The 13,851-nt window shown below is 61.9% G+C and carries 14 protein-coding genes; 12 read left to right on the top strand and 2 right to left on the bottom strand.

The annotated features are described in order from the left end of the window. The first annotated feature begins 238 nt into the window (after positions 1–238). The 6 genes from GUY40_RS05500 (at position 239) to GUY40_RS05525 (ending at position 5,538) form a co-directional block, all read left to right on the top strand. A complete protein-coding gene (locus GUY40_RS05500) occupies positions 239–1,102 on the top strand; it encodes a YicC/YloC family endoribonuclease (RefSeq protein ID WP_166567926.1) in 864 nt (287 codons plus the stop codon). Between the two features lie 12 nt (positions 1,103–1,114). Further along, positions 1,115–1,735 (top strand): guanylate kinase, encoded by a 621-nt coding sequence (gmk, locus tag GUY40_RS05505; RefSeq protein WP_166567927.1) that lies wholly within the window; start codon positions 1,115–1,117, stop codon positions 1,733–1,735. A gap of 168 nt (positions 1,736–1,903) precedes the next feature. Further along, on the top strand, positions 1,904–2,167 hold the full coding sequence (gene rpoZ, locus GUY40_RS05510) for a DNA-directed RNA polymerase subunit omega (RefSeq protein WP_166567928.1): 264 nt from the start codon (positions 1,904–1,906) through the stop codon (positions 2,165–2,167). A gap of 60 nt (positions 2,168–2,227) precedes the next feature. Next, the gene (gene spoT / locus GUY40_RS05515; protein WP_166567929.1) at positions 2,228–4,336 is read left to right on the top strand and encodes a bifunctional GTP diphosphokinase/guanosine-3',5'-bis pyrophosphate 3'-pyrophosphohydrolase; all 2,109 of its coding nucleotides are present in this window, start codon (positions 2,228–2,230) and stop codon (positions 4,334–4,336) included. A 24-nt stretch (positions 4,337–4,360) separates the two neighbouring features. Then, positions 4,361–4,741, top strand: coding sequence for a RidA family protein (locus GUY40_RS05520; protein ID WP_166567930.1), 381 nt, complete (start codon positions 4,361–4,363; stop codon positions 4,739–4,741). A gap of 62 nt (positions 4,742–4,803) precedes the next feature. Beyond that, positions 4,804–5,538 carry a hypothetical protein gene (locus GUY40_RS05525; protein WP_166567931.1) on the top strand — a complete coding sequence of 245 codons (735 nt, stop codon included), beginning with the start codon at positions 4,804–4,806 and terminating at the stop codon, positions 5,536–5,538. A gap of 128 nt (positions 5,539–5,666) precedes the next feature. Here GUY40_RS05525 and GUY40_RS05530 read toward each other — a convergent pair whose 3' ends face one another. Beyond that, positions 5,667–6,527: an SDR family oxidoreductase gene (locus GUY40_RS05530; RefSeq protein WP_166567932.1), complete on the bottom strand. Its 861-nt coding sequence runs from the start codon at positions 6,525–6,527 to the stop codon at positions 5,667–5,669. Positions 6,528–6,719: 192 nt separating this feature from the next. Between GUY40_RS05530 and exbB the strand changes: the two genes are divergently transcribed. From exbB to GUY40_RS05560, 6 genes are all read left to right on the top strand, one after another. Beyond that, positions 6,720–7,688 carry a tonB-system energizer ExbB gene (gene exbB, locus GUY40_RS05535; RefSeq protein ID WP_166567933.1) on the top strand — a complete coding sequence of 323 codons (969 nt, stop codon included), beginning with the start codon at positions 6,720–6,722 and terminating at the stop codon, positions 7,686–7,688. A 3-nt stretch (positions 7,689–7,691) separates the two neighbouring features. Next, positions 7,692–8,117, top strand: coding sequence for a TonB system transport protein ExbD (gene exbD, locus GUY40_RS05540; protein ID WP_166567934.1), 426 nt, complete (start codon positions 7,692–7,694; stop codon positions 8,115–8,117). Further along, positions 8,114–8,851: an energy transducer TonB gene (locus GUY40_RS05545; RefSeq protein ID WP_166567935.1), complete on the top strand. Its 738-nt coding sequence runs from the start codon at positions 8,114–8,116 to the stop codon at positions 8,849–8,851. Before exbD ends, GUY40_RS05545 begins: the two co-directional genes overlap by 4 nt. Before the next feature lie 93 nt (positions 8,852–8,944). Beyond that, positions 8,945–9,877: a hydrogen peroxide-inducible genes activator gene (locus GUY40_RS05550; RefSeq protein WP_166567936.1), complete on the top strand. Its 933-nt coding sequence runs from the start codon at positions 8,945–8,947 to the stop codon at positions 9,875–9,877. Next, complete coding sequence (gene recG, locus GUY40_RS05555; protein ID WP_166567937.1) at positions 9,874–11,949, top strand: ATP-dependent DNA helicase RecG; 2,076 nt, start codon at positions 9,874–9,876, stop codon at positions 11,947–11,949. Before GUY40_RS05550 ends, recG begins: the two co-directional genes overlap by 4 nt. A gap of 62 nt (positions 11,950–12,011) precedes the next feature. Next, positions 12,012–13,406: an aminoacyl-tRNA deacylase and HDOD domain-containing protein gene (locus tag GUY40_RS05560; RefSeq protein WP_166567938.1), complete on the top strand. Its 1,395-nt coding sequence runs from the start codon at positions 12,012–12,014 to the stop codon at positions 13,404–13,406. 37 nt (positions 13,407–13,443) lie between these two features. Here the strand turns inward: GUY40_RS05560 and GUY40_RS05565 are convergent, their stop codons facing one another. Next, entirely contained in the window at positions 13,444–13,818 is a 375-nt protein-coding gene (locus tag GUY40_RS05565; RefSeq protein ID WP_166567939.1) for a helicase, read from the bottom strand. Between the last annotated feature and the right edge of the window lie 33 nt (positions 13,819–13,851).

The following is a 13,851-nucleotide window of genomic DNA, read 5'->3' on the forward strand; positions in this document are numbered from 1 at the left end:
CTGCCCAGCATTATAGAGCCCGTAATTGACGGCGGTCACACTTTAAAAAAACCGAGGCTCCGACCGACCGTCGGATAAGCACGCAGGCCGTGGGCTCGCGGCGTCCGTCGGGTTTTTCCGGGGAGCCATGGGACTCTTTGTAACATCAGCTGATTGGGCGAGCCTGTCGCACTGCGCTACAATCCAGGCCTTTTACCGGCCTGCCGGCTTCCCACCATTCAAGCGCGAGGTATTTCCCATGGTGCACAGCATGACCGCCTTCGCCCGTGTCGAACGGGCTGGCATCCAGGGCACCCTCAGTTGGGAATTGCGATCAGTCAACCATCGCTACCTGGAGCCACACCTGCGCCTGCCGGACGCCTTGCGCGATCTCGAAGGCGCGGTACGCGAAGCACTGCGCCAAGGGATTTCACGCGGCAAGGTCGAATGCACTTTGCGCCTGGTGGAAGAAACCGCCGGCAAGCCGCTGCAAGTCGACCGCGAGCGCGCCGCGCAGCTGGTGGCGGCCGCCGAAACCGTCGCCAGCCTGATCAAGCAACCTGCACCGCTCAACCCGCTCGAAGTGCTGGCCTGGCCTGGCGTGCTGGTGGCCGACGCCAACGACCCGCAAGCCCTGAACAACGAGGCGCTGGTGCTGTTTGGCGAAGCCCTGCAAGAGCTCAAGAACGGCCGCGACCGCGAAGGCGCGGAGCTGGCCCGCCTGATCAATGAGCGCCTGGACAGCATGACCCGAGAAGTCGCGACCCTGCGCGTCCAGGTGCCGCAGATGCTTGCCACCCAGCGACAGAAGATCCTCGACCGCTTCACCGACATGCAAGCCGAGCTGGACCCCCAGCGCCTGGAGCAGGAAATGGTCCTGCTGGCGCAAAAAAGCGACGTTGCCGAAGAGCTGGACCGGCTCAGCACCCACATCAACGAAGTGCGCCGCGTCCTCAAGGCTGGCGGGGCTGCCGGTCGGCGCCTGGACTTCCTGATGCAGGAGCTCAACCGCGAAGCCAATACCCTGGGCTCCAAAGCCTTTGACCCGCGCAGCACTCAGGCGGCGGTCAACCTCAAGGTATTGATCGAGCAAATGCGTGAACAAGTGCAGAACATTGAGTAAGGCAACCCCGACATGAACCACAGCACCGGCACTCTCTACATCATTTCCGCGCCTTCGGGCGCCGGCAAGACCAGCCTGGTCAAGGCATTGATTGACGCTCAGCCGCAGATTCAAGTTTCCGTTTCCCACACCACCCGCGCCATGCGTCCGGGTGAAGTGGATGGCGTGAATTATCACTTCGTCGATCGTGCCGAGTTCGTGAAGATGATCGAACACGGCGACTTCCTCGAGCGCGCCGAGGTGTTCGGCAACCTCTATGGCACCTCGCAAAGCCGCTTGCAGCAGACGCTCGACGAAGGTCATGACCTGATTCTGGAAATTGACTGGCAAGGTGCCGAGCAAGTGCGCAAGTTGATGCCCCAGGCCCGTTCGATCTTCATTCTGCCGCCAAGCCAGCAAGCCTTGCGTCAGCGCCTGACCAATCGCGGTCAGGACAGCGACGAGATCATTGAAGGCCGGATGCGTGAAGCCGTCAGCGAGATGAGTCACTACGTCGATTACGACTACCTGATCATCAACGACGATTTCGCCCACGCACTGGACGATTTGAAGGCAGTTTTCCGTGCCAATCAGCTGCATCAGAAGCGCCAACAACAGCGTCACGGTAGATTGCTGGCTGAATTGCTGGGTTGATCTTGCTCTTCCCAAAAACCCTGCAAGGGCTTTACATTGGCACTTGCAGAGCGTTGAAGGGCGTGGTCAAAAAATCAGCGCTTCCCTAATCGCTGGTGATTTTTTAAACTGTCGAGTCCGCTCGCCCAACCGGGCAGCGCGCATCTTGCATTCGCTCCGAGGAATACCATGGCCCGCGTAACCGTTGAAGACTGCCTAGAACACGTGGAAAACCGCTTTGAGCTGGTCATGCTCTCTACCAAGCGTGCCCGTCAACTGGCCACCGGCGGCAAAGAGCCTCTGGTCCAGTGGGAAAACGACAAGCCTACCGTTGTGGCCCTGCGTGAAATCGCTGAAGGCCTGATGAGCTACGAGTTCATCGCCAACGCTGAAATCGTCGAAGACGAACCGCTCTTCGCTGCGTTCGAAGATGAGGCCAACGAGGCCGTTTAAGTCTATGCCTGGTCGACGTTGCACGGCGCAGGGTCATGTCCATCGGCTGGAGGTAATATCTTGCCGAGCATAGACGCCCTCGCTGATCGTCTCTCGACCTACCTCGGCAATGACCAGGTCAACCTGGTCCGCCGAGCGTACTTCTACGCCGAACAAGCCCACGACGGCCAACGCCGTCGAAGCGGCGAAGCCTATGTCACGCACCCGCTGGCAGTGGCCAATATCCTTGCCGACATGCACATGGACCATCAGAGCCTGATGGCCGCCATGCTGCACGACGTCATCGAAGACACCGGCATCGCCAAGGAGGCGCTGCAGGCACAGTTTGGCGAAACCGTCGCCGAACTGGTGGACGGGGTCAGCAAGCTGACCCAGATGAACTTCGAAACCAAGGCCGAGGCCCAGGCCGAAAACTTCCAGAAGATGGCCATGGCCATGGCGCGCGACATTCGCGTGATCCTGGTCAAGCTCGCCGACCGCCTGCACAACATGCGCACGCTGGAAGTCCTGTCCGGCGAAAAACGCCGCCGCATCGCCAAGGAAACCCTGGAAATCTACGCACCCATCGCCAACCGGCTGGGCATGCACAATGTGCGCGTGGAGTTTGAAGACCTGGGCTTCAAGGCGATGCACCCGATGCGTTCGGCGCTGATCCAGCGCGCCGTACGCCGCGCCCGTGGCAATCGCAAGGAAATCGTCAACAAGATCGAAGAGTCGCTCAGCCATTGCCTGGCGGTCGACGGTATCCAGGGCGATGTCTGCGGCCGTCAGAAGCACCTCTATGGCATCTACAAGAAGATGCGCGGCAAGCGCCGCGCCTTCAACGAGATCATGGACGTGTACGCGTTCCGCATCGTCGTCGACAAGGTCGACACCTGCTACCGCGTGCTGGGCGCCGTGCACAATCTGTACAAGCCACTGCCGGGCCGCTTCAAGGATTACATCGCGATTCCCAAGGCCAACGGCTACCAGTCGCTGCATACCACGCTGTTCGGCATGCACGGGGTACCCATCGAGATCCAGATTCGCACCCGCGAAATGGAAGAAATGGCCAACAACGGCATCGCCGCCCACTGGCTATACAAATCCAGCGACGACGAGCAGCCCAAGGGCACCCATGCCCGCGCCCGCCAATGGGTCAAGGGCGTGCTCGAGATGCAGCAACGCGCCGGCAACTCGCTGGAATTCATCGAAAGCGTGAAGATCGACCTGTTTCCGGACGAGGTCTACGTGTTCACGCCCAAGGGCCGGATCATGGAGTTGCCCAAGGGCTCCACGGCCGTCGACTTCGCCTACGCGGTGCACACCGATGTCGGCAACAGCTGCATCGCCTGCCGTATCAACCGCCGCCTGGCGCCCCTGTCCGAACCGCTGCAAAGCGGCTCGACGGTCGAGATCGTCAGCGCCCCGGGCGCACGGCCGAACCCCGCCTGGCTCAACTTCGTGGTCACCGGCAAGGCGCGCACGCACATCCGGCACGCGCTCAAGCTGCAACGCCGTTCCGAGTCGATCAACCTGGGCGAGCGCCTGCTGAACAAGGTGCTCAACGGCTTTGACAGCGCCCTGGACAGGATTCCGGTCGAGCGCGTCCAGGCCATGCTCCACGAATACCGCCTGGAATTGATCGAAGACCTGCTTGAAGACATCGGCCTGGGCAATCGCATGGCCTATGTGGTTGCTCGGCGCCTGCTGTCCACCGAGGGTGAACACCTGCCAAGCCCGGAAGGCCCGCTGGCGATTCGCGGTACCGAAGGCCTGGTGCTCAGTTATGCCAAGTGCTGTACGCCCATCCCCGGCGACCCGATCGTCGGGCATCTGTCCGCGGGCAAGGGCATGGTGGTCCACCTGGAAAACTGCCGCAATATCAGCGAAATCCGCCACAACCCGGAAAAATGCATCCAGCTCTCGTGGGCCAAGGATGTCACCGGCGAATTCAATGTCGAGCTGCGCGTCGAGCTCGAACATCAGCGCGGCCTGATTGCCCTGCTTGCCAGCAGCGTTAACGCCGCCGATGGCAATATCGAGAAAATCAGCATGGATGAACGCGATGGCCGCATCAGCGTGGTCCAACTGGTGGTCAGCGTGCACGACCGCGTGCACCTGGCCCGTGTGATCAAAAAATTGCGCGCCCTGACCGGGGTCATCCGCATCACCCGCATGCGTGCGTAGCCCAACAATTCCAAGGAGTCACTCATGACCAAGACCGTCATCACCAGCGACAAGGCACCCGCAGCCATTGGCACCTACTCCCAGGCGATCAAGGCTGGCAACACCGTCTACATGTCCGGTCAGATCCCGCTCGACCCGAAAACCATGGAACTGGTCGACGGCTTCGAAGCACAGACCGTTCAGGTCTTCGAAAACCTGAAAGCGGTCGCTGAAGCAGCGGGCGGTTCGTTCAAGGACATCGTCAAGCTGAATATCTTCCTGACTGACCTGAGCCACTTCGCCAAGGTCAACGAAATCATGGGTCGTTATTTCGAACAGCCGTACCCGGCCCGTGCCGCCATCGGCGTGGCTGCCCTGCCACGCGGCTCGCAAGTTGAAATGGACGCCATCCTCGTCCTCGAGTAATACCTATGCGGTGACCGGCGCCCGCCAGTCACCGCCTCCTCGCCCCCCGGAAGGACCCCCTCATGCGCCACGCGCTTGCCCTAACGCTGCTCGCCGCCATGCTGAGCGGCTGCGCCAGTCACGCCGACCGCGATATCAGCGGTACCTGGATCAATCAGAACGCCATCGATGCCGCCGCCAAAGGTGTAAACCTGCGTCAGGCACTGCTCGCCAATGGCCCTAACCTTGAATGGCGGGTCAACGTCAAAGCCGGTCAGGCTACCTTCAGCAACGGCTTTGAAGTCGGCGAAGGCAAGCTGCAGGCCAGTGACAAGGATGAGTGGAAGGTGGATTTCTACGGCAATGCGGAAACCCTGACTGATGATGCCGACGAACTGATTCAGGCGGACAGCGAGTCCGGCCCTGAGCAGACCTTCCTGCGCGCCAAGGCCCCGGCACCTCTGGAAGCGCCGGTCGGCACTACCTTTGAGCAGGCGCTGTACACGGCGTACCTGGGTGGCGAGTGGAAAATCATCGAAGGCCCGGGCCAGGGCGCCACGGTGCGCTTCGGCTCCAGCGGCCAGATCAGCGGGATGCCTGGCGCCGACCGTTATGCGCTGTGCCTGGCCGGTGATTGCGCGGCCATGAGTGGCGAGTTCGACAGCCTGTGGCTTGAGCAGAAGCAGCAGGGCAACCCGTGGATTTTCGTGCGGGACGGCGAGAAGCTGGAGATTCTGCAGGCAGTGAACCAGGCGGCGAATGACGAGATGCCGGATCTGCACCCGGGTGCTCGTCGCTGGCTGCTTGAGCATCAATAAGCTCGAACCTATCCCCTGTAGGAGCCGGCTTTAGCCGCGAAGGCCTGCACAGCAGGTCCATCGATTGGGGCCGCTACGCGACCCTTCGCGGCTAAAGCCGGCTCCTACAGTCGAGGCCAGCCCTCTCTCTACCGATCCCGACCCTCAAGAATCGCCGCATACCCTTCCCTGAAACTGGCATACCCCGGCGCCCAACCCAATGCACGCGCCCTGGCATTGCTGCAACGCTTGCTGCCAGTACGACGAACCCTGGCTTCATCCGACCACTCGGTAACACCCATGTATTCGCGCAGCCAATGCACCACATCGGCCAGCGCAGCCGGGTCGTCATCCACCCCTATATAGCAATCGTCCAGCACCTGCCCGCTTGCATCTGCCTTGAGCAGGAACGCCAGCAGCCCGGCCGCGTCTTCGGCATGAATGCGATTGCCATACAACGGTGGCTCTTCGGCAACCCGATAACCCTGGCGCACCTGAGTCAACAACCACTCACGGCCCGGGCCATAGATGCCGGTCAGGCGCACGATGCTGGTCGCACATCCACTGGCGAGTGCCAATTGCTCCGCTTCGAGCATGATCTTGCCGGAATACCCCACGGGCTCGGTCGCGGACGCCTCATCGATCCATTCGCCCTGCTGCTGACCATAAACGCTGCTGCTGGACACAAACAGGATGCGTCGAGGTTGCTGGCCATGCTGTTTGAGCCAGCTCAAGACATGCTTCAAGCCATCAATGTAAGCGGCCTGATACCCGGCCTCATCATGCTCGGTAGCCGCCGCGCAATACACCAGGTAATCGATCGGTGTGGTCGGCCAGCTCGCAGGCACCGCCGCCTGGAACAGATCGCCGGCCACCCCGGCAACGCCCGGTGGCAGCAACTCGACCCGGCGGCGCAGGCCGAAAACCGGCCATTGCTCGGCGATCAACTGGCGAGCCAGACGGCTGCCGACATCACCGCAACCGGCGATCAATACAGTGGCTTTGGACATCGCTAAACCTCTTGAATCCGTGAGTCAGCCGCGCTCGACAATCGATAAACGGCTTGTAAATGTTAAAAATAAGTAACCCCATTACTTCTGCTAACAAGAATTACTTGCAATAATGCGGACCCATTTGTTCTCGGCCGCGTCACGAGGCCTTGAAGGACACCCACCTCATTCTTCTGCTCAGGTCCGGCCAGCATGACACGTAACCCATCTTCCGCTTCGCCAACCACGCTTGCACCCAAAGGACGCGCCTGGCGCGCCATTGCCGCGCTGATGTTTGGCCTGGTGCTGACACCGGTCGCCTTTGCAGAGGAAGCCACCCACCCGGCCAGCACCCCGGCTGCCGCCGTTGCCCCGGCCGCAACACCTGCACCCGCCGCCACCCCAGACGCTGCCCCCGCCATCGAAAGCGCAGACAACGCCAGCGATAACGCCATTGTCGAAGATAACAGCCTGGGCATGGCCCATGACCTGTCGCCATGGGGTATGTACCAGAATGCTGACGTGGTCGTTAAGGCCGTCATGATTGGCCTGGCCATCGCCTCGATCATTACCTGGACCATCTGGATCGCCAAAGGCTTCGAGCTGCTGGGCGCCAAGCGTCGTCTGCGCGGTGAAATCGCGCTGCTGAAGAAGGCCACCAGCCTCAAGCAAGCCAGTGAAACCGCCAACAAGTCCGGCACCCTGGCTCACCTGCTGGTCCACGATGCCCTTGAAGAAATGCACCTGTCGGCCACCGCCCGCGAGAAAGAAGGCATCAAGGAGCGCGTCAGCTTCCGTCTGGAGCGCCTGGTCGCCGCCTGCGGTCGCACCATGAGCAGCGGCACCGGCGTACTGGCCACCATCGGTTCGACCGCCCCGTTCGTGGGTCTGTTCGGCACCGTATGGGGCATCATGAACAGCTTCATCGGCATCGCCAAGACCCAGACCACCAACCTCGCCGTCGTTGCCCCGGGCATCGCCGAAGCGCTGCTGGCGACCGCCCTGGGCCTGGTTGCCGCGATTCCAGCGGTGGTGATCTACAACGTCTTCGCCCGCTCGATCGCCGGCTACAAGGCTCAGGTTTCCGACGCTTCCGCACAAGTCCTGCTGCTGGTCAGCCGCGACCTCGACCACCAGCCAGGCGAGCGTAATGTCCAGGCACACATGGTGAAAGTGGGGTAATCCATGGGCCTGCATCTGAACGAAGGCGGCGACGATCTCGCCGAGAACCACGAAATCAACGTGACGCCGTTCATCGACGTGATGCTGGTGCTGCTGATCATCTTCATGGTCGCAGCGCCATTGGCTACCGTCGATATCAAGGTCGATCTGCCCGCCTCTACCGCAAAACCTGCGCCGAGGCCGGAGAAACCGATCTTCCTGAGCGTCAAGGCCGATCAAAACCTGTACCTGGGTGAAGATCAGGTGAGCCGCGAACAACTGGGCGCGCTGCTTGACGCCAAGACCAAGGGCGACAAGGACACCACCATCTTCTTCCAGGCGGACAAGGGCGTGGACTACGGCGACCTGATGGACGTCATGAACACCTTGCGCGCAGCCGGCTACTTGAAGGTCGGCCTGGTAGGACTTGAGACGGCAGCCAAGAAATGATCACTACGCGCCAAAAGCTGACGCGTTATAGCGGTAGCCTGGCAATCGTGCTGGGCGTGCATGCCGTCGCCATCCTGCTGGCTCTCAATTGGTCCGCCCCTCAGGCGATCGAATTGCCGCCCGCGGCGATGATGGTGGAAATGGCGCCCATGCCCGAGCCTGCGCCGCCACCACCACCGAAAGTGGTGACGCCACCACAACCGCCGGCACCGGTCGAAGAGCCACCGCTGCCCAAGCTGGTCGAAGCGCCAAAACCGAAGATCGCGATTGCGAAACCGGTCAAGCCCAAGGCCCAGCCACAGCCGCCAAAACCCGAGAAAAAGCCTGAGCCGCCGCAGGAAAAACCCCCAGCAGAGGAAACGGTGGACACCCCACCGAGCACGGCGCCGGCACAGAAGTCGACAGCACAAGCTCCAAGCATCGCTTCCAACAGCAATGCCCTGCCAACCTGGCAGAGCGACCTGCTGCGCCACCTGAGCAAGTACAAGAAGTACCCTGAGGACGCGCGTCGTCGTGGCATGGAAGGGGTCAACCGATTGCGCTTCGTGGTCGATGGCGAAGGCAAGGTCCTGTCTTACTCGCTGGCAAACGGGTCGGGCAGTGCATCGCTGGATCGGGCAACGATGGAAATGATTCGCAAGGCTCAACCCTTGCCGCCACCGCCCAAGGAACTGCTGAACAATGGCAGCCTGGAAGTGGTCGCACCGTTCGTTTACTCGCTCGACAAACGCTGATCGGTTGTTTCTGACATACGCCAGCAAGGTTGATAACGTGCGTCTATCGATTGCAGCCGCTATGCTGGGGCCGCAACTTCATGGACGCACGTTATGACCCTCACAGAATTGCGCTACATCGTCACCCTCGCCCAAGAGCAGCACTTCGGCCATGCGGCCGAGCGTTGCCATGTCAGCCAGCCCACCTTGTCGGTGGGCGTGAAAAAGCTCGAAGACGAACTCGGGGTGCTGATTTTCGAACGCAGCAAGAGTGCCGTACGCCTGACCCCCGTGGGTGAAGGGATTGTGGCGCAGGCCCAGAAGGTCCTGGAGCAAGCCCAAGGCATTCGCGAGCTGGCCCAGGCCGGCAAGAATCAGCTGACCGCTCCGCTCAAGGTCGGTGCCATCTACACCGTTGGCCCGTACCTGTTCCCCCACCTGATTCCGCAGCTGCACCGGGTCGCCCCGCAGATGCCGCTGTACATCGAAGAGAACTTCACCCACGTGTTGCGCGACAAACTGCGCAATGGCGAGCTGGACGCAGTGATCATTGCCCTGCCGTTCAACGAAGCCGACGTGCTGACCCTGCCTCTCTACGATGAACCGTTTTATGTGTTGATGCCCAGCGAACACCCCTGGACGAAAAAGCAATCCATCGACGCCAGCCTGCTCAACGACAAGAGCCTGTTGCTGCTCGGTGAAGGCCATTGCTTCCGCGACCAGGTGCTCGAAGCCTGCCCGACCCTGAACAAGGGCAGCGATGGCTCCAAACACACCACCGTGGAATCCAGCTCGCTGGAAACCATCCGCCATATGGTCGCCTCGGGGCTGGGGATCTCGATCCTGCCGCTCTCGGCGGTCGACAGCCATCACTACGCGCCAGGCGTGATCGAAGTCCGCCCGCTGACGCCGCCCACGCCGTTTCGCACGGTCGCCATCGCCTGGCGCGCCAGCTTCCCGCGGCCCAAGGCGATTGAAATCCTCGCCGACTCCATTCGCCTGTGCTCGGTGGCCAAGCCGCCGGTCGCCAAACAAGCCGTATCATGACCGAACTGTCCAACGTGTCGGTGACGGCACTCAAGGGCGTTGGCGAGGCGATGGCTGAAAAGCTCGCCAAGGTCGGCCTGGAAAACCTGCAGGATGTGCTCTTCCACCTGCCCTTGCGCTACCAGGATCGCACCCGCGTAGTGCCGATCGGGCAGCTGCGGCCGGGGCAGGATGCGGTGATCGAAGGGGTGGTCAGCGGCGCTGACGTGGTGATGGGCAAGCGCCGCAGTCTGGTCGTGCGCCTGGGCGACGGCAGCGGTGTGCTGAGCCTGCGTTTCTACCACTTCAGCAATGCCCAGAAGGATGGCCTCAAGCGCGGTACGCACCTGCGTTGCTACGGCGAAGCCCGCCCCGGCGCCTCGGGGCTGGAGATTTATCATCCCGAATACCGCGCCCTGACCGGCGACGAGCCGGCGCCGGTCGAGCAGACCTTGACCCCGATCTACCCCAGCACCGAAGGCCTGACCCAACAGCGCTTGCGCCAGCTCAGCCAGCAAAGCCTGGCGATGCTCGGCCCGCGCAGCCTGCCGGATTGGCTGCCGGACGAGCTGGCGCGCGATTATCAGTTGGCGCCGCTCGATGATGCGATTCGCTACCTGCACCACCCGCCGGCCGACGCCGATGTCGAGGAGCTCGCCCTGGGCCATCACTGGGCGCAACACCGGCTGGCCTTTGAAGAGCTGCTGACCCACCAACTGTCGCAGCAGCGTCTTCGCGAGAGCCTGCGCGCCCAGCGCGCGCCGCTGCTGCCCAAGGCCAGTCGCCTGCCCGAGCAATACCTCGCCAACCTGGGCTTTGCCCCCACCGGCGCCCAACAGCGCGTGGGTAACGAGATCGCCTACGACCTCAGTCAGCCCGAGCCGATGCTGCGGCTGGTACAGGGTGACGTCGGCGCAGGCAAGACCGTGGTCGCCGCCCTGGCCGCGCTGCAGGCGCTGGAAGCGGGTTATCAGGTGGCGCTGATGGCGCCGACCGAGATCCTCGCCGAACAACATTTCGTCACCTTCAAGCGCTGGCTGGAACCCCTGGGCCTCGAGGTCGCTTGGCTGGCCGGCAAGCTCAAGGGCAAGGCCCGGGTCAGCGCACTGGAGCAGATCGCCGCCGGCGTGCCGATGGTGGTCGGCACCCATGCGTTGTTCCAGGAAGAAGTGAAATTCCACAATCTGGCGCTGGTGATCATCGACGAACAGCACCGCTTCGGCGTCCAGCAGCGCCTGGCCTTGCGTCAGAAAGGCGTCGGCGGCAGGCTCTGTCCGCACCAGCTGATCATGACCGCCACGCCCATCCCGCGCACCCTGGCCATGAGCGCCTACGCCGACCTCGACACCTCGATCCTCGACGAACTGCCGCCTGGTCGAACCCCGGTCAACACCGTACTGGTGGCCGACAGCCGCCGCATTGAAGTGATCGAACGCGTGCGCGCCGCCTGCACCGAAGGCCGTCAGGCCTACTGGGTCTGCACGCTGATCGAAGAATCCGAAGAACTGACCTGCCAGGCCGCCGAAACCTCGTTTGAAGAGCTCACCAGCGCTTTGGGCGAACTCAGCGTCGGGCTGATCCACGGTCGCATGAAGCCTGCGGAAAAAGCTGCGGTGATGGCCGAGTTCAAGCAAGGCAACCTGCAACTGCTGGTGGCAACCACGGTGATCGAGGTCGGCGTGGACGTTCCCAATGCGAGCCTGATGATTATCGAGAACCCAGAGCGCCTGGGCCTGGCACAGCTCCACCAGCTGCGCGGGCGGGTCGGCCGCGGCAGCGCAGCCAGCCACTGCGTTTTGCTCTACCATCCACCGCTGTCGCAGATCGGCCGCCAACGCCTGGGTATCATGCGTGAAACCAACGATGGCTTCGTCATCGCGGAAAAAGACCTGGAATTGCGTGGCCCCGGTGAGATGCTCGGCACCCGCCAGACCGGCCTGTTGCAGTTCAAGGTTGCGGACCTGATGCGCGACGCCGACCTGTTGCCCGCCGTACGAGATGCCGCCCAGGCCTTGCTGGCGCGCTGGCCCGAACATGTCAGCCCGCTGTTGGAGCGCTGGCTGCGGCATGGCCAGCAATACGGCCAAGTGTAAGCAGATCCAAACGGCGAGCGAAGCTGGCTATACTGAGTGATTGTAGGAAAAGGAGACAGACCATGACTGAAGTTGCCAAGGACGCCGCAACCCCTGCCCCGTCTGTCACCCACCTGCTGCTCGAAAAGCACGGTATCCCGTTCCGCGAGGTGGTCGACAGTGCGCAGCTACCGGCCAGCGCCAAGGTTCAGGCAGCGTTGCTTGAAGATTCAGTCGGGGCACTGATGGTGCTGTTCCCGCAAAGCCAGCTGCTCGATCTCAACCGCCTCGAAGAGCTGACTGGGCGCAAGCTTGCCGCCGTACCGCTTGAGCGCCTCAAGCGCATGCTCGACAAACATCAACTGTCGATCTTGCCCGGGCTGCCTGCCCTGACCAGTTCACCGTGCCTGTACGAAGCCAGCCTGCTCAATGCGCCCACCTTGCTGGTCAGCGCCGGTCACCCTGGCGAGCTGCTGGAGGTCGATCCGAACGATTTCAAGAAAATGCTCAGCAAGGGCAGTGCCGCCAGCTTCGGCGTACCACTGACCAGCATCCGGCCAAACCTTGACCGGCCAGGTGACGACAGCGAGGAAATTACCCAAGCGGTACACGCCTTCACGGCGCGGCGCATTCAGAAGCGCCTGGAAGAAACCATCGAAATCCCGCCGCTGGCCCAGACTGCGCAGAGGATCATCAAGCTGCGCGTTGACCCGAATGCATCGGTGGATGACATCACCAATGTGGTCGAGACCGACCCGGCCCTGGCAGCACAGGTTGTCAGCTGGGCAGCATCGCCGTATTACGCAGCGCCAGGCAAGATCCGCTCGGTTGAAGATGCCATTGTCCGGGTGCTTGGCTTTGATCTGGTGATCAACCTGGCGCTGGGCCTGGCGCTGGGCAAGACCTTGAGCTTGCCCAAGGACCACCCGCAACACACCACGCCCTACTGGCAGCAATCGATCTACACCGCCGCCGTGATCGAAGGCCTGACCCGCGCCATGCCCCGTGCCCAGCGCCCGGAAACAGGCCTGACCTACCTCGCCGGGTTGCTGCACAACTTCGGCTACCTGCTGCTTGCGCATGTCTTTCCGCCGCATTTTTCGCTGATCTGCCGGCACCTGGAGGTCAACCCGCACCTGTGCCACAGCTATGTCGAGCAGCACCTGCTGGGCATCAGCCGCGAGCAGATCGGTGCCTGGCTGATGCGCTTCTGGGACATGCCGGAGGAGCTCGCGACCGCATTGCGATTCCAGCAAGACACCCACTATGCCGGCGACCATGCGGCCTACCCCAACCTGGTGTGCCTGGCGGTGCGTCTGTTGCGCAATCACGGCGTGGGCACGGGGCCGGATGAAAGCGTCCCTGATGAGCTGCTGGAGCGGCTGGGGCTGACACGGGACAAGGCTGATGACGTGGTGAGAAAGGTACTGGAGGCTGAAACGCTGTTGCGGGAGCTGGCGTCGCAGTTTCACGGTTGATTTGCAGGAGCAACTGAAGTTGCTCCTGCAGCATCCCTCAGGCTTTCTTCTTGGGCTTCAGATACTTCATCAACCCTTGAAACCAGATGACCAGTGCCGGATTGCCCTTGATCTGAATGGTCTTGTCCTGAATCCCCTGCATGAACGCCAACTGCTTGTTTTTGGCCTGCAACGTCTGAAAACCGAACGCCGCATCCTTGAAAGCAATCGCAAACGCAGGTTCTGCTACCGTGCCGGACTTGCTGGTGATGCGCATGTCTTTGACGATGAAGTGACGGGCAACCTTGCCATCAAGGGTCTGCAACTGAAACACCAGCTGCTTGTCGGCCAGTTGCTGCTGGAAAGCCGGGTTGTTGCGACTGGCCTTGGCCATCAACAGCCCCATGGCCCACAGTAAAAAGCGAAACTTCATGTTGGCGCCTCAGGAAGGTAAAAGTCTGCGGCG

The sequence above is a fragment of the Pseudomonas sp. R5(2019) genome, assembly GCF_009905435.1.
Lineage (GTDB): Bacteria > Pseudomonadota > Gammaproteobacteria > Pseudomonadales > Pseudomonadaceae > Aquipseudomonas.

Bases quoted from the DNA above. Each gene is read 5' to 3' on its own strand.
- GUY40_RS05565 (WP_166567939.1), bottom strand. From the start codon at position 13,818: ATGAAGTTTCGCTTTTTACTGTGGGCCATGGGGCTGTTGATGGCCAAG.
- rpoZ (WP_166567928.1), top strand. From the start codon at position 1,904: ATGGCCCGCGTAACCGTTGAAGACTGCCTAGAACACGTGGAAAACCGC.
- GUY40_RS05525 (WP_166567931.1), top strand. From the start codon at position 4,804: ATGCGCCACGCGCTTGCCCTAACGCTGCTCGCCGCCATGCTGAGCGGC.
- recG (WP_166567937.1), top strand. From the start codon at position 9,874: ATGACCGAACTGTCCAACGTGTCGGTGACGGCACTCAAGGGCGTTGGC.
- GUY40_RS05520 (WP_166567930.1), top strand. From the start codon at position 4,361: ATGACCAAGACCGTCATCACCAGCGACAAGGCACCCGCAGCCATTGGC.
- exbB (WP_166567933.1), top strand. From the start codon at position 6,720: ATGACACGTAACCCATCTTCCGCTTCGCCAACCACGCTTGCACCCAAA.
- gmk (WP_166567927.1), top strand. From the start codon at position 1,115: ATGAACCACAGCACCGGCACTCTCTACATCATTTCCGCGCCTTCGGGC.
- exbD (WP_166567934.1), top strand. From the start codon at position 7,692: ATGGGCCTGCATCTGAACGAAGGCGGCGACGATCTCGCCGAGAACCAC.
- GUY40_RS05560 (WP_166567938.1), top strand. From the start codon at position 12,012: ATGACTGAAGTTGCCAAGGACGCCGCAACCCCTGCCCCGTCTGTCACC.
- GUY40_RS05545 (WP_166567935.1), top strand. From the start codon at position 8,114: ATGATCACTACGCGCCAAAAGCTGACGCGTTATAGCGGTAGCCTGGCA.
- GUY40_RS05500 (WP_166567926.1), top strand. From the start codon at position 239: ATGGTGCACAGCATGACCGCCTTCGCCCGTGTCGAACGGGCTGGCATC.
- GUY40_RS05530 (WP_166567932.1), bottom strand. From the start codon at position 6,527: ATGTCCAAAGCCACTGTATTGATCGCCGGTTGCGGTGATGTCGGCAGC.
- GUY40_RS05550 (WP_166567936.1), top strand. From the start codon at position 8,945: ATGACCCTCACAGAATTGCGCTACATCGTCACCCTCGCCCAAGAGCAG.